The 22,970-nt window shown below is 65.9% G+C and carries 22 protein-coding genes; 11 read left to right on the forward strand and 11 right to left on the reverse strand.

The features are described 5' to 3' along the window. Window positions 1–194 precede the first annotated feature (194 nt). Genes FQK05_RS20755 through FQK05_RS20770 form a run of 4 tightly spaced genes read right to left on the reverse strand, consistent with a single transcriptional unit; the run spans window position 195 to window position 5,603 of the window. Window positions 195–2,735, reverse strand: a complete 2,541-nt coding sequence (locus FQK05_RS20755; RefSeq protein WP_158970492.1) for a carbohydrate-binding protein — start codon at window positions 2,733–2,735, stop codon at window positions 195–197. 23 nt (window positions 2,736–2,758) lie between these two features. Continuing rightward, entirely contained in the window at window positions 2,759–3,610 is an 852-nt protein-coding gene (locus FQK05_RS20760; RefSeq protein ID WP_158970494.1) for a carbohydrate ABC transporter permease, read from the reverse strand. Continuing rightward, window positions 3,607–4,518: a carbohydrate ABC transporter permease gene (locus FQK05_RS20765; protein WP_158970496.1), complete on the reverse strand. Its 912-nt coding sequence runs from the start codon at window positions 4,516–4,518 to the stop codon at window positions 3,607–3,609. Before FQK05_RS20765 ends, FQK05_RS20760 begins: the two co-directional genes overlap by 4 nt. Further along, window positions 4,515–5,603: an ABC transporter ATP-binding protein gene (locus tag FQK05_RS20770; protein ID WP_158970498.1), complete on the reverse strand. Its 1,089-nt coding sequence runs from the start codon at window positions 5,601–5,603 to the stop codon at window positions 4,515–4,517. Before FQK05_RS20770 ends, FQK05_RS20765 begins: the two co-directional genes overlap by 4 nt. Before the next feature lie 228 nt (window positions 5,604–5,831). On the opposite strand from FQK05_RS20770, the gene FQK05_RS20775 reads away from it, so the two are divergent. Then, window positions 5,832–7,214: an ABC transporter substrate-binding protein gene (locus FQK05_RS20775; protein WP_158970500.1), complete on the forward strand. Its 1,383-nt coding sequence runs from the start codon at window positions 5,832–5,834 to the stop codon at window positions 7,212–7,214. A gap of 176 nt (window positions 7,215–7,390) precedes the next feature. Here FQK05_RS20775 and FQK05_RS20780 read toward each other — a convergent pair whose 3' ends face one another. Genes FQK05_RS20780 through FQK05_RS20790 form a run of 3 tightly spaced genes read right to left on the reverse strand, consistent with a single transcriptional unit; the run spans window position 7,391 to window position 9,735 of the window. After that, on the reverse strand, window positions 7,391–7,693 hold the full coding sequence (locus tag FQK05_RS20780; protein ID WP_158970502.1) for an amidase: 303 nt from the start codon (window positions 7,691–7,693) through the stop codon (window positions 7,391–7,393). Window positions 7,694–7,753: 60 nt separating this feature from the next. After that, a complete protein-coding gene (phnX, locus tag FQK05_RS20785) occupies window positions 7,754–8,533 on the reverse strand; it encodes a phosphonoacetaldehyde hydrolase (protein WP_158970504.1) in 780 nt (259 codons plus the stop codon). Continuing rightward, the gene (locus FQK05_RS20790; protein ID WP_158970506.1) at window positions 8,530–9,735 is read right to left on the reverse strand and encodes a 2-aminoethylphosphonate--pyruvate transaminase; all 1,206 of its coding nucleotides are present in this window, start codon (window positions 9,733–9,735) and stop codon (window positions 8,530–8,532) included. Before FQK05_RS20790 ends, phnX begins: the two co-directional genes overlap by 4 nt. 223 nt (window positions 9,736–9,958) lie before the next feature. Here FQK05_RS20790 and FQK05_RS20795 point away from each other — a divergent pair, with 223 nt between their 5' ends. Then, a complete protein-coding gene (locus FQK05_RS20795) occupies window positions 9,959–10,828 on the forward strand; it encodes a LysR substrate-binding domain-containing protein (RefSeq protein WP_158970508.1) in 870 nt (289 codons plus the stop codon). Between the two features lie 226 nt (window positions 10,829–11,054). Here FQK05_RS20795 and FQK05_RS20800 read toward each other — a convergent pair whose 3' ends face one another. From FQK05_RS20800 to FQK05_RS20815, 4 genes are all read right to left on the reverse strand, one after another. After that, on the reverse strand, window positions 11,055–12,077 hold the full coding sequence (locus tag FQK05_RS20800; protein WP_158970510.1) for a uroporphyrinogen decarboxylase family protein: 1,023 nt from the start codon (window positions 12,075–12,077) through the stop codon (window positions 11,055–11,057). Between the two features lie 58 nt (window positions 12,078–12,135). Then, complete coding sequence (locus FQK05_RS20805) at window positions 12,136–13,590, reverse strand: amidohydrolase family protein (RefSeq protein WP_158970512.1); 1,455 nt, start codon at window positions 13,588–13,590, stop codon at window positions 12,136–12,138. A 68-nt stretch (window positions 13,591–13,658) separates the two neighbouring features. Further along, entirely contained in the window at window positions 13,659–14,459 is an 801-nt protein-coding gene (locus tag FQK05_RS20810; RefSeq protein ID WP_158970514.1) for an IclR family transcriptional regulator domain-containing protein, read from the reverse strand. Window positions 14,460–14,462: 3 nt separating this feature from the next. Next, window positions 14,463–15,326 carry a dioxygenase family protein gene (locus FQK05_RS20815; RefSeq protein ID WP_158970516.1) on the reverse strand — a complete coding sequence of 288 codons (864 nt, stop codon included), beginning with the start codon at window positions 15,324–15,326 and terminating at the stop codon, window positions 14,463–14,465. A gap of 142 nt (window positions 15,327–15,468) precedes the next feature. On the opposite strand from FQK05_RS20815, the gene FQK05_RS20820 reads away from it, so the two are divergent. The 9 genes from FQK05_RS20820 to FQK05_RS20860 all read left to right on the forward strand — a co-directional run bounded on the left by FQK05_RS20820 (window position 15,469) and on the right by FQK05_RS20860 (window position 22,968). Beyond that, the gene (locus tag FQK05_RS20820) at window positions 15,469–16,281 is read left to right on the forward strand and encodes a citryl-CoA lyase (RefSeq protein WP_158970518.1); all 813 of its coding nucleotides are present in this window, start codon (window positions 15,469–15,471) and stop codon (window positions 16,279–16,281) included. Between the two features lie 5 nt (window positions 16,282–16,286). Beyond that, the gene (locus FQK05_RS20825) at window positions 16,287–17,432 is read left to right on the forward strand and encodes a CaiB/BaiF CoA transferase family protein (protein ID WP_158970520.1); all 1,146 of its coding nucleotides are present in this window, start codon (window positions 16,287–16,289) and stop codon (window positions 17,430–17,432) included. A gap of 25 nt (window positions 17,433–17,457) precedes the next feature. Next, the gene (locus FQK05_RS20830; RefSeq protein ID WP_233270608.1) at window positions 17,458–17,862 is read left to right on the forward strand and encodes a YciI family protein; all 405 of its coding nucleotides are present in this window, start codon (window positions 17,458–17,460) and stop codon (window positions 17,860–17,862) included. A 42-nt stretch (window positions 17,863–17,904) separates the two neighbouring features. Continuing rightward, complete coding sequence (locus FQK05_RS20835) at window positions 17,905–18,984, forward strand: C4-dicarboxylate TRAP transporter substrate-binding protein (protein ID WP_158970522.1); 1,080 nt, start codon at window positions 17,905–17,907, stop codon at window positions 18,982–18,984. Window positions 18,985–18,993: 9 nt separating this feature from the next. Further along, on the forward strand, window positions 18,994–19,560 hold the full coding sequence (locus FQK05_RS20840; protein WP_233270609.1) for a TRAP transporter small permease subunit: 567 nt from the start codon (window positions 18,994–18,996) through the stop codon (window positions 19,558–19,560). Further along, window positions 19,557–20,870 (forward strand): TRAP transporter large permease, encoded by a 1,314-nt coding sequence (locus tag FQK05_RS20845; protein ID WP_158970524.1) that lies wholly within the window; start codon window positions 19,557–19,559, stop codon window positions 20,868–20,870. The genes FQK05_RS20840 and FQK05_RS20845 overlap by 4 nt, the downstream gene beginning before the upstream one ends. A 16-nt stretch (window positions 20,871–20,886) precedes the next feature. Continuing rightward, the gene (locus FQK05_RS20850; protein ID WP_158970526.1) at window positions 20,887–21,417 is read left to right on the forward strand and encodes an NADPH-dependent FMN reductase; all 531 of its coding nucleotides are present in this window, start codon (window positions 20,887–20,889) and stop codon (window positions 21,415–21,417) included. A 23-nt stretch (window positions 21,418–21,440) separates the two neighbouring features. Beyond that, window positions 21,441–22,289 (forward strand): fumarylacetoacetate hydrolase family protein, encoded by an 849-nt coding sequence (locus tag FQK05_RS20855; RefSeq protein ID WP_158970528.1) that lies wholly within the window; start codon window positions 21,441–21,443, stop codon window positions 22,287–22,289. Window positions 22,290–22,515: 226 nt separating this feature from the next. Then, a complete protein-coding gene (locus tag FQK05_RS20860; protein WP_158970530.1) occupies window positions 22,516–22,968 on the forward strand; it encodes a MarR family winged helix-turn-helix transcriptional regulator in 453 nt (150 codons plus the stop codon). Window positions 22,969–22,970: the final 2 nt, after the last annotated feature.

Here is a 22,970-nt window from a genome sequence, read left to right on the forward strand (position 1 = left end):
GCATGGCCCGGCTACGATACTAGCACCACTTGGTACTATGCATATATACTGTGCATGTTCGCCTTTTACGGGAATTTGGCCATCTGCTACGGTTTTCCGGTCAGGCGTGGCGCTTTGGCATCGCACGGGCGGGAACCACCCGTGCGTCCAGAGCGCCTGCGCGCCGTCCCGTGAAACTGGCCGGATTGTCCGCCTTACCGCGTGCCCTGCACCGGCCCGATCCGCGGCGGTTGTGTCAGGCCGCAGGGCTCTGGCGCGTCCTGGAAAGGCGTGCCGGCATAATAGCGATTGGCAGCGGTGGCGCGGACCGTGATCTCGATCAGGTTCGGGCCTGCGTTCAGCACGCCTTCGGGGATGTCGTGGATATGGGGCGACCAGCCGCGTTCGCCCAGGGCTTGCCCGTTGACGGTCGGGGCCGAGGTCGTGGCGACCCCGGGCAGCGCCAGCTGCCACGGTCCGGCCGGGGCATCGTCCAGCATCAGGATCAGGCGATAGATCCCGGTGCCGGGTTCGACGGGACGACCCTGCCGCTCCCACCCGCGGTCCACGGCGATGGGCGCGGGGGCGCCGCCGTCCAGCTCCAGCGTCCAGCCATCCTGCAGCACGATGGCCCGGCCGGGGTCGATCTGCGGCATAGGGGCATCCAGCCTCAGTGTGCCCGCTGCCATGCCATCGGGCGACAGGCGCAGGCACAGGATCTGGTTCGCAGCGAGAGTCAGAGCCGTTTCCCCCGGCCCGGCATCTGCCGGTTCCAGGGTCGCATCCCGGGCGTCGAAACGGGTTAGCGACCAGACGCCGGCGCCCTTCGGGGGCGTCAGTGACGCGGTGCGCGGGTCAAGCGCGTCGTTGAAGACGGCAAGGTGCCAGTCAGCGCCGACCTTCACGGCCCTCTGCCACAGGGGAAGGCCATCGACGGCCACGACCGTGGGTCCCGGGTACAACTCGCGCAGGGCCTGCAGATCGGGATCGTCCGACGGCCCGACGACGGTGCCGGTGGGAAGGCCGTGCGGTAGGGCGTCGTCGGTGGCGGTCAGAAGACGGCTGTAGCGGTCGATGCCGATGTCGACCGCGCCGTCCATGACCCGGCCCTGCGCCAGGCGCGCGGCATCGACAATGTCGAAACCGATCCCGGCCTCGGTCAGGGTCCTTGCCCGTTCGCCGAAGAGCGTACTGGCCGCGCCGGCCCCGCCGTGACGGCGCAGATGCTCCAAGGGGTAGACCAGCGCCACGGCGTGCTGCGGCTCGCCTTCCAGGAAGGCCGACACGCGGGACAGTTCAGCGGCGAAACCTGCGTGGAGCGGATACCAGGGTTCGAAATTGATGCCAGGCGCGAAATCGAAGCGCGGGTTGGAAAAGGCCGATGGATCGTTGTCCCAGCCATCGGTCTGCCAGACCGCGTGCATCAGGAATTGCCGCGCGCCCGCCAGGGTATGGCGCAGCGCCTGCGCGCGCAGCGTTTCCAGCGTCAGGCCCCATTGGCCGGCGGCGCTCGACGCGCCGCGGCCGCGGCCGGTGGCATATTGTTCGACGATGCAGCGCGACCGCCCCGCGGCGCGGGCCACGCTGTCGCCCATCCGCGCCGTCAGCTGCGGTTCGAAGTTCGAGGCGTCGACGGTCGTGTCGGTGCGGAACTTGTCGACGGCGAAATAATCCATCCCCGGCGCGACCCGCGTTTCCACCCGGCCGAACCCGTCATGCAGGCCCCATCCGCCGACATGGGCCAGCAGTTCGTGGCCCGCCAGCCCGACGCCGGCCGCATCGCACCAGCGGCGAAGCGTGCCGAAGAAGACGTCGTTCGCCCGGTCCTGGTACAGCCGGAACAGCGCGCCGCGTTGCACGTCCATGCCGGGCGCATCCTGCACCAGCGGCAGCAGCGCCTGCGCCAGAGACAAACCCGCGGCCTCCGCCAGAGCCGCGCCGAAGGATTCATCCCACAGCAGGCTGGCGCCGACGGGACCGGTCAGTCCGTCCCAGACGTAGAACCCGTTATAGGGATGGTCGAAGAACATGTAGGCGACGGTTTCGGCGAATTCTTCCGCCCCCAGCGCGTCGCGGTGGGGGGCATAGGCGACCTGCGTGAACCGGTCCGCCGCTTCGGGCAGAAGGTAGTTGATCATGCGCGAGGTGCTGGACCGGGCCGCCACGAAGACATGGACCGGTGCGTCGGCCTGCACCGCGACCTTTGCGTGGGTGGCGGACGTGCCCGCCAGCGTCGCCCGGTCGGTCAGGTCCCGGCCCGCGTCGGTCACGGCTGCCGCGATCTGCCAGTCGCCCCATTCCGGACGGCCGCCGTCATAGACCCATTTCATGCCGGCCTCGCCCAGGCCGCCGATGAAGTCGCTGCGGATGTCCCCAAGCCGGGCGGTGCCTGCACCGGCGGGGACGGTGACCCAGAAGAGGTGCCGTTCGCGCAGGTCGTCGCGACCTTCGACGGTGCGGCCCGCGGCCATGCCGCTCATCCAGTTGTATTCGTCGTAGATGCCGACCGTCAGGCCCATCGCCTTTGCCGTCCGCGCAGCATGTGCCCAGGCGGTGCACCAGTCGGCGTTCAGGTAGTCCGCCTGCGGATAGGCCATGCGCGCCTGGACCAGCACGGTGCCGAAGCCCGCGTCGCGGATGGATGCCAGGCCGGCCTCGATCTCTGCCCTTCCCGGCAGGTGGTGCCAGAACCAGTAGGTGGCGGGGCGGAACGGCGTGGCGGGTGTGGTGAACCACTCCGGTGCGGTCTGGGGCATGTTCGAAATCCTTTCGGCGGGGTTCAGCCCTTCACGGCGCCGCCGGTCAGGCCGGCCACGAACTGCTTCTGTGCCAGCAGGTACAGCGCCAGCAGCGGCAGCGTCGCCATGGTCAGCGCGGCGAAGAGCGCCGGGTAGTCGGTGGCATAGCGGCCAGTGAAGCTGACAAGACCCACGGGGATCGTCTCGCGCGCGGGGTCGCGGATGATCAGGCTGGCCAGGAAATATTCGTTCCAGGCGGTGGTCCCGACAAAGACCGCCTGCGCGGCCAGCCCGGGACGGGCCAGCGGCAGCATCACCCGCCAGAAGGCGCTGAAACGGGTGCAGCCTTCCAGCCGCGCGGCCTCCTCGATCTCGGCCGGAAGGGACTGGAAGAAAGCGCACATGAGGAATGTGGAAAAGGCCACGGCCTGCGCGGAATAGACCAGCACCAGCGCCAGCCGCGTGTTCAGAAGGCCCAGCTGTGCGATGACCGAAAAGACCGGGATCGCGGTCACGCCGAAGGGGATCATGATCCCCAGCAGCAGGGCGCCATAGGCCAGCGACCGGCCGCGGAAGTCCATCGACGTGATCGCATAAGCCGCGATCGACGTCACCGGGAGGGTGATCGCCAGTGTGCCGAAGGTGACGATCGCAGAGTTCAGGAACTTGATCCCTAACCCGCCCCGCACCCAGGCGTCGGGAAAGTTCCGCCACTGCGGATCGGCGGGCAGGCCCCAGATGTTGGTATAGAACTCGCCGCCGGATTTCAGCGATCCCAGGGCCATCCAAACCAGCGGATATAGCGCCAGCACCGCCATGATCGCCATCAGCAGATAGCTGGCGACCCGTGGCGCGATCGAGGAGCGTCGGCCTTCGGTGACCATGGTGCTCATCCCCGGCCCCTCTGCCGCATCAGCAGGAACTGGACCGCGCCCAGCACGGCCACGATCAGGAACAGAATTACGCTCATCGCGTCGGCCTTGCCGAAATTGTTGAAGCGGAAGGCGGTGGTGGTGATCCAGGTCAGGGCAACCTCGGTCGAATGGAAGGGGCCGCCCTGAGTCATCACGCGGACCAGGTCATAGTTCGACACGAAGGCGCCGACGATGGACAGAAGCACGCTGAAGGCCACCACCGGCATCAGCAGGGGCAGCGTCACGTGGCGAAAGACCTGACGTGGTTTGCCTTCCAGCCGGCCGGCCTCGATCAGTTCCGACGGGATGGTCTGAAGACCCGCCAGGAACAGCACGGTGTGATAGCCGGTCCATTTCCAGACATCGACGAACATGATGGAATAAAGCGCGATGTCCGGGTCGCTCAGCCAGCCCTGGATCAGGCCCTGCAGGCCCAGGGCCCACAGCACCGCGTTCAGCAGGCCGAAGGTCGGGTCGAAGATCCAGCTCCACAAGACGCCCACGACGACGAAGGACAGGACGACAGGCGTGAAGGACGCCGTGCGGAAGAACCCCCGCCCACGCAGCGGCCGGTTCAGCAGCAGCGCCAGGCCAAGGGCCAGCAGGTTCTTTGCGACGGTCACGCCGAAGGCATAGATGAAGGTGTTGTGCATCGCCTTCCAGAACACCTTGTCACCGAAGACGAAGCGATAGTTGTCGAGGCCCAGCCAGGCCATCTGGCCCAACCCGTCCCAGCGGTGCAGGCTGATCCAGACGGCATGTCCCATCGGCCAGATGACGAACAGCAGGAACAGCAGAAGCGCCGGCGCCACGAAGGCCCAGCCGGTCAGGTCGGTGCGCAACCGCCGCGCGCGCGCTGCGCGAGAAAGGGCGGGTGCACCGGTCACAACGCGCGCTCCGTTTCTGTGTCGAACAGGCGGATCTCGCTCGTTTCCAGTTCAAGGCGGACCGTCTCGCCCTCCTTTGCCGCGGCAAAGGGGCCCAGTTTGGCGCAGATCGGCGCGGTGCCCAGCCGTACATGGACCAGCGTTTCCGCACCCAGCGTTTCGACCAGTTCGACCCGCGCCTCGACGATGCCGGGCCCGTCGGGCGTGCCGGGGACGGCGGCGCCCACATGTTCGGGCCGCAGGCCCATGGTCACCCGGCGGCCGGGGGTCATGCCGGGCCGTGCGGCCAGCGCGGGGGGCAGGGGCAGGACCGGACCGCGATCCAGCCGCAGGGCCGGGCCGTCGACGATTTCGGCCTCGCTGAAGTTCATCCGCGGGGTGCCGACGAAGCCCGCCACGAACTTCGTGGCCGGGTTGCGATAGATCTCGGCCGGGGGGGCGGCCTGTTCGATCCTGCCGTCGCGCATGACGACCACGGTATCGGCCAGGGTCATCGCCTCGACCTGGTCATGGGTCACGTAAAGCGTCGTTGTGCCGATGGATTGGTGCAGCTTCTTCAGCTCCGCCCGCATCTGGCCCCGCAGCTGGGCATCCAGGTTCGACAGCGGTTCGTCGAACAGAAAGGCCTTCGGTTCCCGCACGATGGCGCGGCCCATGGCGACCCGCTGGCGCTGTCCGCCCGACAGGGCATTGGGCCGGCGGTCCAGCAGGGCCGTCAGTTCCAGCGTTTCGGCGGCGGCTTCGACTTTGCGGCGGATCTCGTCCTTTGCCACGCCCCGCATCTTCAGGCCAAAGCCGATATTGTCGCGCACGGTCATGTGGGGGAACAGGGCATAGTTCTGGAACACCATCGACACGCCGCGATCCCGCGGTTCGTCATGGGTCACCACCCGGTCGCCGATCCGGATCTCGCCTGCGGTGACCTCCTCCAGTCCCGCGATCATCCGCAGCGTCGTCGACTTGCCGCAGCCCGATGGGCCCACAAGGGCCACGAAAGCGCCGTCGGGGATTTCCAGATCGATGCCGTGGACGGTGGTCTTGCCGGACCAGGCCTTGGTAAGATTGCTGAGCGCGAGTGTGGCCAAGGCCGGTCAGCCCCCATTCATAGTGCAGGACATGGCAGACCCCGCCGGGAGATCCGCGTGCGGGAAGGGCTAGCATGGTTACAAAAATTGGCACAAGGTTGGAAAATGGAAATCGAGTCCGGAAATCTGGACGGCTCTGTTGACATGATGATTTTTTGACCCAAGCGTCCGGCGGTGAAACTTGCCCCCAGCGTTCCGTGGACCGGGCGCCCTGCACAGGAGGTTCCCTTGACCGACACCAGAATGTTTCCCGCGGCAGTTGGCCTGGCGCTTTTGTCCGCCAGCGTGACGCTGCCGGTCCCGGCTTTGGCCCAGTTCGGCGACGACTGCGTGCTGCACGTGCTGGGCACGGCCAAGAACTCGCCCGAGGAAGAGGCCGGTTGGGACAAGGTCGCGGCCAACTTCGCGAAGGCCTATGGCTGCGACGTGGAAATGCGCTGGACCGGCCAGTGGAACGAGATGCCGCAGAACCTGGCCGCCGCGCGGCTGGCGGGCGAGGCGGTGGACGTCGTCTACAACACCGGCACGATCAATGCGTCGCTGGCGGCCTCGGGCATCCTGATGGACATCACGCCCGTGGTCGAACCCTTTGCCGCCCGCTTCGCCGGCGGCTCGCTGGGCCAGTACACCTTGGGCGACCGGGTCTGGGCGGTGCCGGTCAGCGACAGTTCGACCGCGGCCTTCGTCTATAACAAGACCATGTTCGACGAACTGGGCCTGACACCGCCCGAGACGTTCGACGAACTGGTGGCAGTGGGCCAGGCCGTGGCCGATGGCAAGCCTGGCGTGCAGCCCATGGTCCAGCGCGGACAGGACGTGGGCTACTGGCCGATGTGGTTCATGGAGACCTTTGCCCAGACCACCGGCAACAAATCGATCGAGGCGGTGTCGGCCGCGCTGAGCGGTGACGGCAGTTTTGACACGCCCGAAGTGGCCCAGGCGCTGGAGGCGCTGAAGGGCTTCGTCGATGGCGGGCTTCTGAACATCTCTACGCTCAACGTTGGCCGCGACGCGATGCGGGCGACCTTCCTTCAGGGCCGGGCGGCGATGCTGTACGGCGGCACGTGGGAACTGGGCGCCGTGCGCCGCGCGGATCCGGATTTCGAGATCGGCGTCTTCGAATTCCCGCTGGTGACCGATGCGGCAGGCGTCGTGTCGCAGCATGGGGGCGGCGCGGACGTGGCCTGGTCGATTCCGTCCTTCATTGCGCCGGACATGATCCCCGTGGCCGCCCAGTTCTTGGAATTCATCAGCCGTCCCGACCAGGCCGAACTGCTGCTGGCACCGCTGAACCCGCTGATCCCGTCGGTCGTGGGCGTGGCGCCGGGCGACGAACCGTTGGCCCCGCAGCTGATCGAGGATTTCGCACCCCACACCATCAGCTATCTGGACTGGATCTGGCCCACCGAACTGAACGACGTGATCGCGCAGGCCATTCCTGCGGTCATGTTCGACCAGATGACGGCCGAGGAGGCCGCGGCCGAGATCCAAGCCAATTTGGAACGCATCCGCGTCGAAAGCGACTATGCCTTCGACTGGTGGACGACCTGGTCCGAGGACGAGTTGGCTGCCGTCACCATCCAGGACGTGCCCGAGATCGAGGTCAAGTGACCTGACCCGGGCCCGGGCCAGCCCCGTGCCCCCAGAATCGTCTGGGACAAGGTGAAGGCCGGCGTCATGAAGCGCCGGCCTTCGTTTGACGACGCCCATCGACAAGGCCGAGGTCTTGGTCAGCCCGATGAGCACCGCCCCCGATGCCCGCAGGACCGAACCGTCCTCGGGCGCGATCAGGTCCTTGAAGGCGGGCCGCCGTTGGCCGTGGCGCGGGCCTTCATGTCGGCGTTCATCCTGGTCGTGACCGGCACGCCATGCAGGATGCCCAATTCCTCGCGCCGCGCGCCGTCCGTGTCGTCGGCGCGGGCGCCTTCAAGGGCTTCCTCGGGCAGTGCGTCGACCATGGCACCCAGCTTCAGTTTCACGGCTTTCATGCGCGCGATCGCGGCTTCGGTTGGGTCGACGCCGGAAAGGTCGCCCACGGCAATCGCAGTGGCCAGTTCGGCCGCGGTCCGGGGCCAGAACTCGTCACGCAACGCCAGGTCTTCCGGCGTTCAATCGCTGAAAACGGCCGCCGTGACGCAGCCGCAACAGGGTCAGGCCTCCAGCGACCGCAGCAGCGCCGGCAGGTCGGCCACGGTGTCGATCACGTAATCGGCTCCGGCGGCCTTCAGGATCGCGGTGGCATGATCGCGCAGGCGCTGTACCTCGTCCGCGGGCAGGGCGGCCAGTTCCTGCGGCGTCTTGCCCACGGCATTGCCGGACATGGCGACGCCCACGGTCAGGCAGCCCGCGGCCACCCCTTCGCCGATCCCCGGAGCGGTATCGTCGACCTTGATCACGGCAGAGGGAGGATAGACCACCAGGTCGATCATGCACTTGTACATGCCCAGGGGCCCGGGCCGGCCTTCGGCCAGATCGTCAGAGCAGACGAGGTTGTCCGGGGAATAGCCGTTGGCCGCCGCCACCGGCAGCACGTTTTCCATGATCGACCGGGTATAGCCCGTGGTCGACCCGATCTTCAGCCCCATGGCGCGCAGTTCGTCGACGGCTTCCTTGGCGCCCGGAACAAGGTCGGCGTAATCGGCCGCGACCTTCTCGTTCATCGGCACGAAGACCTTGTAGACCGTGTCGACATCTTCGTCCGTGGGGGCGCGGCCATGTTTCGCTTCCCATAGGGCGGCAATTTCCGGCATGTCCATCATCGCGCGGATGTGGTCCCATTTGGCCGATCCCATGGGCCCGCGGGCCTGTTCGATGGTCGCCTCGACCCCGAACTGGGCAAAGGCCTTCACGAAGACGCCCATCGGCGCAAAGGACCCGAAATCGACGATGGTTCCGGCCCAGTCGAACACGGCGGCCTTGAAACGGGTCATGCGATTTCCTCCTGACCTGCGGATTGAAGCTTGGCGCGTTCCTGCAACGCGGATGCGGGCGGCGCGGCAGAGGCGACGCCCAGTTCCGTCAGGGCTTCGCCGACAGCCGCCACGACGCGATCCATGACGCCTGTGTCCATGCGCCCGATGCAGCCCAGGCGAAAGCTTTCTGCGACGGTCAGCTTGCCCGGATAGATGATGAAGCCCCGGGCCTTCATCCCGTCATAGAACCGTCCGAAATCGAAGGCCGGGTCGGCCGGGCTGAAGAAAGTCACGATGATCGGCGACAGCCAGCTGTCGTCCAGCAGCGTTTCGAACCCCAGTCTGCGCATGCCCGCCACGACGGCATCCCGGTTAGCGGCATAGCGCGCGCCGCGGGCGGCGACCCCGCCTTCGGCCTCGTGCATCTTCAGCGCCTCGATGAAGGCCGCGACGACATGGGTGGGCGGCGTGAAACGCCACTGCCCGGTCTTTTCCATGTAGTCCCACTGGGCATGAACATCCAAGGCCAGCGAATGGGACTGACCGGCAGAAGCGATGACCTCGGCCTTGCGCGCCATGACGAAGCCGAAGCCGGGCACGCCTTCGATGCATTTGTTCGACGACGACACCATCGCGTCATAGGGTATCACGCCCGGTTCCAGCGGCACGGCGCCAAAGGCCGACATGCTGTCGATCAGCAACTTGCGACCGGCCGCCTGCACCGCCGCCGCGATTTCCGCCACCGGGTTCAGGATGCCCGAACTGGTTTCGCAATGGATCGCCAGCACATGGGTGATCGCGGGATCATCCGCCAGGATGCGGGCGACTTCGTCCCCGCGGGGCGGCATGTAATCGCCCTTGTCCAGCAGGACATGGGCCCGCCCGATGGTTTGGCAGGTCTTGGCCGCACGCAGGCCATAGGCGCCGTTGGCCAGCACCAGCACCTTGCCGTTGCGGGGCACGAAACTGCCCAGCATCGCCTCGACCAGATAGGACCCCGACCCCTGCATCGGCACGCAGGTATAATCCTCGCCGCCGGCGCCCAGCATGGCCACCAGCCGCTGTCGCAGTTCGGCCGTCATGGCGCGGAAGTCGCCGTCCCAGCTGCCCCAGTCGCGCAGCATCGCCTGTTTCACCCCGTAGTCGGTCGTCAGCGGCCCGGGCGTCAGCAGGTAGGGCTCGCCAAGTTTCGGGGGCGGGAACGCGCCGGGTGCTGCCATCTCTCTCTCCTTCGGGTGCGAGAACGGATGTTCGGGTCTGGCGGCACATTGCGCATGGGAAAACCCATCTGTAAAATCTATAAAAACAATCTAATGAAAGGTTTTGCTTATGCATGCGCCGCGCCTCTTGCCCCGTTCTGCGTCAGTGACGTGACACTGGTGTTTCGGGGCGGGGATCCGGGCGGATTTTCACGGGTCACAGCCATGGCCGGGGGCCAGACCGATGCGTTACGTGCAGCTGCGCGCCTTTCACTACGTCGCCATCAGCGGCGGGTTTTCCCGGGCGGCCGAGGCGCTGTTCCTGACCCAGCCCGCGATTTCCGACCAGGTGCGGAAGCTGGAGGAGGAATACGACATCCTCCTCTTCAATCGCCGCAACAAGCAGGTGACGCTGACACAACAGGGCGAGGAGCTCTTGAAGATCACCCACCGCCTGTTCGACGTGGAAAGCCAGGCGCTGGAGCTGCTGACGGAGTCCCGGGCGCTGCGGTCGGGGCAGCTCAGGATCGTGGCGGATGCGGCGCACCACGTGATCCCGGCGCTGGAGAGGTTCAAGGCGCGTTATCCCGGTGTGCAGATCGTCCTGCGGGCGGGCAATTCGCAAAGCGTGCTGAACAGCCTGCACGCCTATGACGCGGATCTGGGTGTGCTGGGGGAAATTCCCGGCGGGCGGGATTTCGTGACGCTGACGCTGAACGCCACGCCGATCATCGGATTCGCACGGGCCGGCCATCCGACCGCCGCGCGGGGGAAGATGACGCTGGCCGAATTTGCCCGTTACCCGCTGGTCCTGCGCGAACAGGGGTCGAAGACGCGCCAGCGGCTGGAGGAGCGCGCGGCCGAGGAGGGCGTGACCCTGGTCCCCGCCATCGAGGCCGAGGGCCGCGAGGCGGTGCGCGAGATCGTGGGATCGGGCGCCGGCGTGGGGTTCGTCTCCAGCGCGGAATTCGGGGCGGATCCGCGGTTCGTACCCATCGAGATCGACACGCCGCCGATGCTGATGGAGGAAGCGCTGGTCTGCCTGCGGGAACGGTCGAATGCCAAGCTGGTTACGGCGTTCTTCGAGGTCGCGGAACAGGGGATCGGGGGCTAGTCTTCTGCCCTTGCCACATGGAGCACCGACAGGTTCGCGCCCGACCCGAGGGTGGGCGCAGAAACGTCGGGACCGCCGTTCGGTAGGCGATCAACCTTGAAGATCCGTCCAACGTCCGGGCCATTCGCGCCCGCCTTGGGGGGCGGGTCGGGCGCGAACCGGAGCGCGTAGCGCTCCGAAAGGGTCTTGCCGTAGGGTGCGTGGTCCCCACGCACCGCAACGCGTCCTACGACACCTCTGCCCGCACGATCGCGGCTCCTCGCGCCATCGACTGCATCTTGCCGAAGGCCACGTCGCGGGGCAGGTATTTCAACCCGCAATCCGGCGCCACGACCACCTTGTCGGCATTCACATGCGGCAGGGCCCGCCGGATCCGGGCCGCCACCACCTCCGGCGTTTCCGCCGTCTGGTCCGACAGGTCCAGAACGCCCAGGATGATCGTCTTGCCCCGCACCTCCTCCAGGACCGAGGTATCCAGGTTGGCCTGCGCCGTCTCGATTGAGATCTGGTCGCAGAGGCAATCCTTCATCTGCGGCAGGAAGGAATAGCCGTCGGGCCGGGTCTTGGTCATCGCCGCATAGCCAAAGCAGATATGGACGGCCGTCGTTCCGGCAGCCCCTTCGAGGGCTGCGTTCAGGGCGGCCAGCCCGTAGTCCTCTGCCGGTTCGGGGCGGGCCTGCATCCAGGGTTCGTCCAGCTGCACCACGTCGGCACCGGCAGCGAAGAGATCGGCGATTTCTTCCCGCACAGCCTCGGCATAGGCCATCGCGGCCATCGCGGGGTCGCCGTAATATTCGTCGACGGCCTGTTGGCTCATGGTGAAAGGTCCGGGAAGCGTGATCTTGATCTGCCGGTCGGTAAGGGCGCGCAGGAACTTCAGGTCCTCCACCTCCACCGGCCGTTCCCTTGTGATCGGCCCCACGATCCGCGGCACCGGCACCGGCTGGCCGGACCGGGTGATGACGGTGCCGTAATTGTCCAAGTCCAGCCCGCCAAGCGCGGTGGCCAGCCGGTTGGAGTAGCTTTCACGCCGGATTTCCCCGTCCGTGATGATATCGAGCCCCGCCAGTTCCTGGTCGCGGATGGCCACGATGGTGGCGTCGTCCTGCGCCTCCTTCAGCAGGGGTTCTGGAATGCGCCACAGCTCCTTCGCGCGGGTGCGGGGCGGGAACTGGCCTTTCAGCTTCTCGCGGTCGATCAGCCAGTCGGGCTGGCAGTAACTGCCGACAAGAGAGGTGGGAAACAGCATGGGTGAAACCTTTCTGTCTGGGGCAGGAGGCAGGTCCGCAAGGGGACCCGCCGGACGTTCAGGCAAAGAGATCCTGTTCGATCCCCGCCTTTTCGAAGATGTAGTCGCGGCTGGCGGCCAGTTCCGTGCCCAGCTTGGCCATGTCGTGACCCAGAAGCTTGCCCTGCCACTTGCGGATCTGGCCCGCGACCATGACGGTATCGACGTTCGAGCGGTCCATCAGGGTGACCACCGCACCGGGGACGTTGTTGACCGGTGCCACGTTGATTGCCTCGGCATCCAGAAGGATGATGTCCGCCTCTTTCCCCGGCGTGAGCGAGCCTGTCTTGTGGTCCAGCCGCAGACCCTTTGCGCCCTCAATGGTGGCATGGCGGATCGCGTCCATGCAGCGCATCAGCTTCGGGTACTCGGCCGCACCGCCAAGGGCTGCGTCATTCACGTTCATCCGCTGCAACGTGATCAGCCCGCGCATCTGGGTGAAGAAATCCGCGGACATGGTGCATTCCACATCCGACGACAGCGACAGGCCCATCCCCAGATCCAGCGCCCGCTGGATCGGCGGCTGGCCGTGGCGCATGTGCATCTCGATCGGAACTGACAGCGACACATGCGATCCTGCATCGGCCGCCGTTTTCCATGCGAAATCCGATATGCCCGTCATGTGGATGAAGATGTTGTCCGGCCCGAAAGCGCCGGATTTCGCCAGCTCGTCGAAGGTGGGCGCCATGCCGAAGGTGCCCACGACATGCAGCGCGATCTGCAGGTCCAGTTCGCGTCCCACCTTCCAGGCGTTTTCATAGCCGGGAATGTAGATCTCGCCCCCCATGACCATGGTCAGCAGCTGGTCGTCGGACGAGAAGTGGTCCGAGCGCAGGCGCACGGCGTCGCCCGGATACTGGTTGCCTTCCCACCAGCCTTCGAAATAGCCGAAGACCGCGCGGCGGCCGGCGTCCTGCAGGCCCTTTACCACCGCGTCGGAATGTTCGGGCGAATGGTGGATCTGGCTGACATCCATCACCGTCGTCACCCCGGCATCCAGCTGCGCCAGTCCGCCGTAAAGTTCGTTGATATAGACGTCTTCGGGCCGGTAATGCTGCGAATAGTTCTGCAGCATCGTCTCGTAATAGTTGATCGTGTTCTCGGGCTGGCCGTCGGGGACAAGGATGGCGTCGGGCAGGCTGGACCGCAGGCCGGTTTCGAACTGGTGGTGGTGGGTGTCGACGAAGCCCGGCATCACGATCTTGCCCGCCGCATCGATCACCGCGGCGTCACCCGGATCGATCTGGGCCGCGATCTGGACGATCTTGGGGCCTTCGACCAGCACGTCGCCCCTGGCGAAGTTGCCCACGGCGTCGTCCATCGACAGGACCATTCCGCCCTTGATCAGCACGCGCCGCCCCGGCTGGCCGGCCGACAGCGGCAAGGTTTCGGGGCTGGTGGCGGGTCGGCCCGACGGTGTATCGGCGGGGCTGCGCAGGACGGTTTTCGGCGCACGGCACAAGGCAGCCGGCATCGCCGGTCCACAAAGATGACACATCGTGATCTCCTCCCAGAGATTTACTAACGTTCTTCTTGCAGTCGTCAGTCGCCCAGTACGGTTTGCAGGACGGGATAGCGCGCGATCTGGTGCGCGATATGCGAGGCGGTTTCCCGCAAGGTGGGCAGGCGTTCGGACACCAGTTGCTGCACCGTCACCATGCCCGTGTAGCCAGAGGTGTTGACGGCCGCGATCGTCGTCCCCGAAGGATCACGCACCGGAACGGCCAGCGCGGTGATGCCGTAATCCAGTTGATCGACCGTGGTGGCATAGCCGTCCTTGCGGACGCGGATCAGGTCTTCGCGCAGGCGGCAGGGATCGGTGCAGGTCTGCGACGTCAGGGGTTCCATCGTCACAGCGGCCAGATAAGCGTCCAGCTTGTCGTCCGGCATCGCCGCCAGCAGGACGCGCCCCATCGACGTGGCATAGGCCGGATAGCGCGCGCCGATCACGGCGGTGGCGCGCCGCGCGCGCTGGACGGAATGGTGGGCGACATAGATCACGTCGCCGCCATCCAGCGTGCCGACCGAGGAAGCATCGCCGAAATGGCCCACCAGCTGGCGCAGGTCGGGCTGCAGCAACTCGTCGATCCGGGCCGACGAATAGAACGCCGTGCCAAGCGTCATGATCTTGGGGCGTAGATGGAACCGCTTGTCCTTCTGACCCACGTAACCCAGCGTCGACAGGGTGATCAGCGACCGCCGCGCGGCGGCCGGCGACAGGCCCACGCGACGGGCCAGTTCCGACAGGGTCATCTCGGAATGATCCGCGTCGAAGGCTTCAAGGATCGCCAGACCCTTTGCCAGTCCTTCGACGAATTCCGGGGGCCTGTCGGTGCCGGTCATGTCTCAGCCTTCGGGGGCCAGCACGAAGTTGAACTCGCACACGGCGTCGGGTTTCTTTTCCAGCGCGTAGCCAAGCGCGTCCAGGTTCTTGGCCGGCTGCAGTTTCGTGATCAGCGACCGGCGTACGCCGAAGACGGCATCGTTGTCGATGTATTCGGTGTTCTCGAAGAACAGTTCGGTCGTGATCGATGCCATGCGCGGCGCCCGAACCATGAAATGCAGATGCGCCGCCCGCCACGCATGCCGGTTGCCGGCGCGCAGCAGGTCGCCTACGGGGCCGTCGTAGGGAACCGTATAGGGCTTGGGCAGCACGGTGGTGTAGTAGTAGCGGCCGTGGTCGTCGGCTTCGAAGATGCCGCGCAGGTCGTACTTGTCCTGACCCTGCTCCTGTTCCTGGATCGGATAGGTGCCGGCGCTGTCGGCCTGCCAGGTGTCGATGATCGCGCCGGGCAGCGGGTTGTGCAGCGAATCCGTGACCTTGCCGTGGACCAGCACCGTCACGCCTTCGCGGTCGTCGGCCAGGTTGCAGCCCAGGGCCTTGCGCGGGGCATTGTCCAGGTAGAAGGGCCCAAGGTTCGACCCCTCGGTCGCGCCGCCCTTGGTGTTGATCATGTCGACCAGCGCGGAAAAGCCCAGCACGTCCGACAGCAGGATGAATTCGTGCCGCTCGGGCGTCGAGATCTGACCGCAATCATAGAGGAAGTTCAGCACTCCCATCCATTCCTCGTGCGTCAGGTTATGTTCGCGCGTGAAGTCGTGCAGGTGATCGATCAGCCCCTGAAGCAGCTGCTCGAAGCGGCTTCCGGGTTCGGTCTTGAAGGAATCTTTCACCGCCTGCGTGACCGTGAACTGGTTGATATCGCGCATCTCTCTCCTCCGCTGCGATCTGCGCCGGGCCTTGGGGTCGGCTTTTCTTCTTGACGCTCAGCCTAGAGGCGGCCGATAATTTCGGCAACAGAAAAAGTTTTCGGATACCGAAAAACTGACGAGAGACCACCAGGAGACCACGATGCGCATCGGCAAGCAGAACCAGGCATTCACCGCGATCGCGACATCGGACGCGGACACGATCACCGTGCGCGGCCATGACCTGTGCGACGAGCTGATCGGCCAGATCAACTTTACCGACTACCTCTGGCTTCTGGTGCTGGGCGAGAAGCCGACCGCGGCGCAGGCCCGGATGATGGATGCCTGCCTGGTCGCGATTGCCGAACACGGGCTGGTGCCGTCGGTGCAAGCCGCGCGCATGACATTGGCGGCGGGCCCTGAATCCTGGCAGGGCGCGATGGCCGCAGGGCTTCTGGGCATGGGCAGCGTGGTGGCAGGCAGTTCCGAGGCGGCGGGGCGCTATCTTCACGACCTGGTGGCAAAGGCCGAGGCCGACGGCGCTTCGCTGGAAGATGTCGTCGTCGCCAGCCTGGAGGAGCACCGCGACAGGCGCATGAAAGTGGCCGGCATGGGCCATCCCCAGCACAGCGGCGGCGATCCGCGGGCCAACAGGCTGTTGGCCATCGCCGACGATCTGGGCGTGACCGGTACTTATGTCGGCGCGCTGCGGCTGGTGGACAAGCACGCGACCAGGATCGTCGGGCGGTCGCTGCCGATCAATGTGTCGGGCGCGATTCCGGCCACAATCCTGGATGCCGGCTGGCCGGTCGATGCGATGAAGGCCGTGCCGCTGATCGCCCGCGCGGCGGGACTGTCCGCGCATCTGTTCGAGGAAGCACAGCGGTCCATCGGCTTCATCCTGTCCCACAAGGCGGATCTGGCCATCGAGTACGACGGCAGGATGCCCGCCAGTCGCGACAAGGTGGCGGAGTAAACGAGATGGTCAAGCTTCTGAAGGGAATCCGCGTCGTCGAACTGGGCACCTACATCACCGGTCCGGCCGCGGGCATGCATCTGGCGGACCTGGGCGCCGACGTGATCAAGGTGGAACGCCCCGAAACCGGCGATCCGTTCCGCGCGTTCAAGGGCGGGCTCTATTCCCCGCATTTCCAGACCTACAACCGCAACAAGCGGTCCATCGCGCTGGACACCAAGGATGCCGGGGACCTGGCGGTCTTCATGGACCTGATCGCGGGGGCCGACGTCTTCATCCAGAATTTCCGCCCCGGCGTTGCCGAAAAGCTGGGCGTGGGTGAAGGCGACCTGCGCAAGGTCGCCCCCGGCCTGATCTATTGCGCCATTTCCGGCTTTGGCCAGACAGGCCCGTCGCGGGACCGCCCGGCCTTCGACACGGTGGCGCAGGCCGCCAGCGGTTACCTGCGGCTGCTGACCCCGCCGACGAACCCCCGGGTGATCGGTCCCGCCATCGCCGATGCCGTGACCGGCCAGTACGCTGCCCTGGCCTGCCTTGCCGCCCTACTGGAACGGAAGGAAACCGGCAAGGGCCGCCGCATCGACATCTCGATGCTGGAGGCAATGGCGCATTTCAACCTCGACAGCTTTACCCACTACTATTCCGAGGGCGAGATCATGGGGCCGCTGTCGCGGCCGGTCGTGTCGCAAAGCTACACCTTCGAATGTGCCGACGGGAAATGGGTGGCGATCCACATGTCTTCGCCCCGGAAGTTCTGGACCGGGCTTCTGGACGCCACGGGCCAGCCGCAGCTGGACGACGATCCGCGCTTCGGCGAGCGGCTGGAACGGATCAGGCATCAGGACGACCTGATCGAGATCTTCACGCCGGTCTTCAGGACGAAGACCCGGGACGAATGGTGCGCCCTGCTGCTGGAAAACGAGGTGCCGCATTCGCCCGCCTATGATGCGGACGAGGCGCTGGAGGACCCGCAGGCGCAGCACCTGAAGATCAAGGTGACGGTGCCACACAGCGAAATGGGAACCTACACCACCGTGCGCGCGCCATACGCATTCGACGGGGTCCCGGACCTGGATCTGGTCCCGCCGCCGTACCTGGACGAACACGGCGCGGCGATCCGGGCGGAATTGACCGACAGAAAGGCCGGATAAACGGCCACCAAGGGGGAGGAAGGACTTGGCAGAGGAAGACAATCCGAAATCGGTGCCCGCCGCCGGCGTGTTGGAGGCCAGCAAGGGCATGCTGCAAAAACAGCTTTACGCCATCTTTACCACCCCGGTGGACGGCATGGGCCCGGTCTTCGCCAATCTGGAGGAACACCTGAAATTCCAGGTGTCGTTGGAACAGCAGGGGATCATGTTCGCGGCCGGGCCCATGTGGACAGACGACGAACAAAGCTGGGAAGGAGAGGGGATGGTCATCGTCCGCGCAGGATCGCGGAAAGAGGCGGTGGCCATTGCCGAAAACGACCCGATGCACCGGGCCGGTGCGCGCCGGTTCACGGTGCGTCCGTGGCTGATCAACGAAGGTTCGATGACCGTCAGGATCGACTTTTCGACCCAACGCGCGGTCATCGCATAAGAAGCCAAGCCTAAAGAAAACAAGTTCAGGGAGGAACGGAAGATGAAGAAACTGCTCGCCTCGCTTGCGACAGCGGCGCTGATGGCGCCGGGTGCCCTCTGGGCGCAGGAAGTGATCCCGCTGACGGTGGCGTCCAGCCATCCGACGGTGGTGCCGTGGGTCGGCATGATCAAGACGGTCTTCATGGCCCGCACGGACGAGATCCTGGCCGAGACCGGAAACTACCAGATCGAATGGAACGAGGCCTTCGGCGGCCAGCTTTACAAGGCAAATGCCACGCTGACCTCGGTCGAGGAGGGGATCACCGACGTGGGCTGGGTGTTTTCGTTCCTGGAGGCGGCGAAGCTGCCGCTGAGCCAGGCATCGTCCAACGCCCCCTTTGCCACCGCGAACCCGCCCGCGCTGCTGGACACGATGCAGGAACTGCTCGAAACGAACGAGGCCTTCCTGGAGGAGTGGGAAAGCCACAACCTGAAGGTCCTGGGCCTGACGGCGACCGATCTTTACGATATCTACCTGAAGGAAGAGATCGGAAGCATCGCCGAGATCGACGGGCTGAAGCTGTCGGCGCCGGGCGTGCTGGGCAACTGGCTGCGGGGCACCGGGGCCAATGCGGTCGACGGCGCACTTCCGACCTTCTACACCGACGTTCAGACCGGCGTGTCCGACGGGGTGCTGACGCTGGCGCTGGGGGCGCTGCCGATCAAGCTTTACGAGGTGGCCCCGTATATCCATCGCTTCGATGCCGGGGCCGCGTTCTCGGGCGCTGTGGCGATCAACCGGGACGTCTGGAACGACCTGCCGGAAGAGGTGCAGAACGCCATGATCCAGGCCGGGCAGGACTATACCACGGCCCATGGCCAGGACCTTGTCGAACGGCATGAATTCGCGCTGAACAAGATGGTCGAACTGGGCGCGGACCAAAGCACGCCGGTGAAGATCATCCCGATGCCGCCCGAGGAACGCACCGCCTGGGTGAACGCCTTGCCGGCGCTGGCCACCGACTGGGCCGCATCCCTGGAAGAGCGCGGCATTCCGGCGAAGGAGTTCATGAGCCAGTACATGGCGGGTCTGCGGGCCCGGGGAGAAACGCCCGCCCGCGACTGGGACAGCGAGCTCTGACCGGGGCCCGTGACCGTGACACATGACCTGACACAGGGCGCCCCCGGCGGGGGGCGTTCCCGCCCTGTGCCCCTGCGGCTCTGGTCCTGGATCGTCGAAGGGCTGGCCGCCCTTGGCACGCTGCTGATCGGGGTCCTGATGCTGATCATCTGCGCCGATATCCTGGCGCGAAACCTGATGGGCGCCTCGCTGCCCCTGGTGTCCGAACTCGGGGCGCTGACGCTGGTGATGATCGTCTACCTGCAACTGGCCGCGACGATCCGCACCGACCGGCTGGCCCGGACGGAAATCTGGTATCCCGGTTTCTGCGACCGCCATCCCCGCGCCGGCGCCGTGCTGGGCGGCCTTTTCGATCTGGTGGCCGCCTTGCTTCTGGGCCTGATCGCCTGGGCGACCTTGCGGATCGTCACCAAGGACTATGCATCGGCCGAGTTCATCGGCGTGCCAGGCATCGCCACGCTGGCGACCTGGCCCTTTCGTGTCGCCATCATGATCGGCGTCGGCGTGGCCGCGCTGGAATCGCTGTTCCGCACGGTCGCCGCCTTCCGCACTGCCGCCCGGGGGACAGGCGCATGAGCCCGATGGAAATCGGCTTCCTTGCCGTAGGCGGCCTTTTGGTCCTGATCTTCATCGGCATGCCCATCGGCATTTCCATGCTGGGCGTGTCCTTCGTGGGCGTGGCGCTGATCCGCAGCGACACCGTCGCCACCCGCATGATCGCGGCCGTGGCCAACGACGCGCTGGAGGAATACCTGTTCGCGGTCGTGCCCCTGTTCGTGCTGATGGGGCTTCTGGTCACCGTGTCCAACGTGGGCCGCGACACGTTCGAGGTCTTCGAACGTCTGCTGCGCCGCGTGACCGCGGGACTGGGCGTGGCGACCGTCTTTGCCAACGCGGTCTTTGCCTCGATCACCGGGATCTCCATCGCCTCGGCCACCGTGTTCGCGCGCGTCGCGGTGCCAGAGATGACGCGGCATGGCTACACGACCAAGTTCGCGACCGGGGTCGTGGCCGGGTCGTCGGTGCTGGGGATGATGATCCCGCCGTCGCTTCTGATGATCGTCTATGCCGTCCTGGCCGAGGAATCCGTGGGCCGGATGTTCCTGGCCGGCATCGGGCCGGGGATCCTGCTGTCCGTGGTCTTCATGATCACGATCTTCGTGCTGGCGAAGACCCGCCGCGATTTCGTTTTCACCGAGATCGCGGATACCGCCGAATACCACGACATCACCACGGGTCAGATGATCCGCAAGGCGGTGCCGATCCTGACGCTGATGGCGCTGGTGCTGGGCGGGCTGTACGGCGGTTTCTTCAACCCGACCGAAGCCGGTGCCGCCGGTGCCGCCGGCGCGCTGGTCATCGCGCTGCTAAGAAAGTCGCTGACCGGCCGGACGCTGTGGAAGCTGATGGTCGAGACGGGGCAGATAACCGTGTCGGTCCTGTTCCTGATCATGGCCGCGACCTTCTTTTCCCGGATGCTGGCCCTGTCGGGCGTGCCCCGTACGCTGGCCGAATTCTTCCTGTCGGGTCCCGTGGGCCCCACAGGTTTTCTGATCCTGTTCCTGGCGCTTGTGATCCTGCTGGGATGCCTGATCGATTCCATCTCGATCATGCTGATCCTGTTGCCCATCGCCCTGCCGGTGGCGGAAAGCGCGGGCTTCGACCTGATCTGGTTCGGCGTCCTGACCGTTGTCGCGGTGGAAATGGGCCTGCTGACACCGCCCTTCGGCCTGTCGGTCTATACCATCCGTTCGGCGATGACCGATCCGGACCTTAAGGTCGGCGACATCTTCCGCGGCGCCTTCCCCTTTGTGCTTGCGATGCTGGCAAGCCTGGTCATCCTTGCCCTGTTCCCGCCCATCGCCACCTGGCTGGCGCGCCTCTGACCCGGAGATTTTTCCGATGCCAAGACTGCTTTTCATCCCTGGCAGCCTGCGGGCCGCCTCCTCGTCCCGGGCGGTGGTCCGCGCGCTGATCGGGCGTCTGGGCTGCGGCGCCAATTGCGACACCGCCGATATCGGGCTTCTGCCGCACTACAATGCCGATGTGCAGGACGATCCCGCCGTCGCGGCCTTCATAAGTGCCATCGCGCAGTCCGACGGGGTGGTCTTCGTGACGCCGGAATACAATTACAGCGTTCCGGGCGTCCTGAAGAACGCCATCGACTGGGCCTCGCGCCCGGCCTTTGCCTCGGTCTTCGTGGACAAGCCCTGTTTCGTGGTCACGACCTCGGGCGGGGCGCTGGGGGGTGTCCGCGCGCAGGCGCATCTGAAATACGTTCTGAACGGCATGCTGGCCCGGGTCTTCCCCTGCAAGGAGGTGGTCGTGCCGATGGCCAATGCATCGGTCACAGACGGTGTCTTCGAGAACGACGCGGTCCTGGCCTTTGCCGAGGAAAACCTGGCGGGCTTCCTGGCCTCGCTGGACGGCTGAACCAACAAAGACAGGAGCGCGAGATGCGACTGGTATCCTTCAAGAAACCCGATGGCACGGCGACCTATGGCACGGCCGTCGGCACGGATGTCCTGGATGCGGGGGCCAAGCTGGGCGCCGAATTCCCGACGCTGCGCGCCGTTCTGGCCGCCGGTGCGGTGGCGCGGCTGGAGGGCGTGGGCGCGGCCATGCCCATGGCCGATGTCACCATGCTGCCGCCGGTGCCGGACCCGGAAAAGATCCTGTGCATCGGCCTGAACTACCTGCCGCATATCCTGGAATCCGGGCGCCCGCATCCGGAATACCCGTCGATCTTCACCCGCTACCCGCGGTCGGTCGTGGGCCATGGCGTGCCCATCGAACGCCCGAATGCCAGCCGCGAGTTCGATTACGAGGGCGAACTGGCCGTGGTCATCGGCAAGGAAGGCCGGCACATCCCGGCCGAAAGGGCCTGGGACCATATCGCAGGTTATTCCTGTTTCAACGAAGGGTCGGTCCGCGACTACCAGAACCACACGACCCAGTTCTGGCCGGGCAAGAGTTTCGAACGTTCGGGTTCCATGGGGCCCTGGATCGCGACATCGGACGAGGTCGGCGACATCACTGCCCAGTCGCTGACGACCCGCGTCAACGGCAATGTCGAACAGCACACGCCCTTCAGCGACATGGCGATCCCGATCCCGGACCTGATCGCCTATGCCTCGACCGTGCTGACGCTGATGCCGGGTGACGTCATCGCGACCGGCACGCCGGGCGGTGTCGGCCGGTATCGCAAGCCGCAGCTGTTCCTGGAACCCGGCATGGAGGTCGAGGTGGAGATCACCAATGTCGGCACCCTGTTCAATCCGGTGGGGGCCGAAACGACGGGGTAGGGCGGGTGACCCCGGGCGCCGGCCCCACCGGTCAGAGCGCCTGACCGCACCGGGCGCCCGGGGCCGATCCCGCAGGTCTCCCTGAACGGGTCACGTGAAAACGCGTAAAAGAACCTGAATGAGGCTCGTCCGATCCGGGCCCCTTTGCGGGGGCGGGGCGTACTTGCACCAAAATTTGACCGGGCGCCGATTGATCATTGCCGTTTAGAAGGCAAGAAAAGCGCGCATGACCGATTGCCACTACACCTCTGCCGGCGCCTGGGCCAGACGTTTTCACCTTGCCAGCCGGGCGATGATGGAACGCATTCTTCGGCCCTACGATCTGGGTGCCACGCAATGGCACGTGCTGAACCATCTGGCCACGTCCGGGCCGACCCGGCAGCGGGACTTTCCAAAGCTCCTCCAGATCGAGAAACCGGCCTTGAGCGAGGTGGTCGCCACCCTTGTTCGCAAGGGGCTGGTGTCGCAGGACCCCGACATCAAGGATCGCCGCCAGCGGCTTCTGAGCTTGACGGAAGAAGGGGCGCAGCTTTGGGCCGACCTGCCGGACCCGCTGGTCATGATCCAGGGCGTCGCCTTCGAAGGTATCGACCGGCGGACGCAGGAAATGGTCGGGTCCGCGCTTCGGGCCGCGACCGAACAGCTGAACGCCCATGTCCAGGACGCCGACGGGAAATAGGG

The sequence above is a fragment of the Chachezhania sediminis genome (genome assembly GCF_009765275.1).
Taxonomy (GTDB): domain Bacteria; phylum Pseudomonadota; class Alphaproteobacteria; order Rhodobacterales; family Rhodobacteraceae; genus Chachezhania; species Chachezhania sediminis.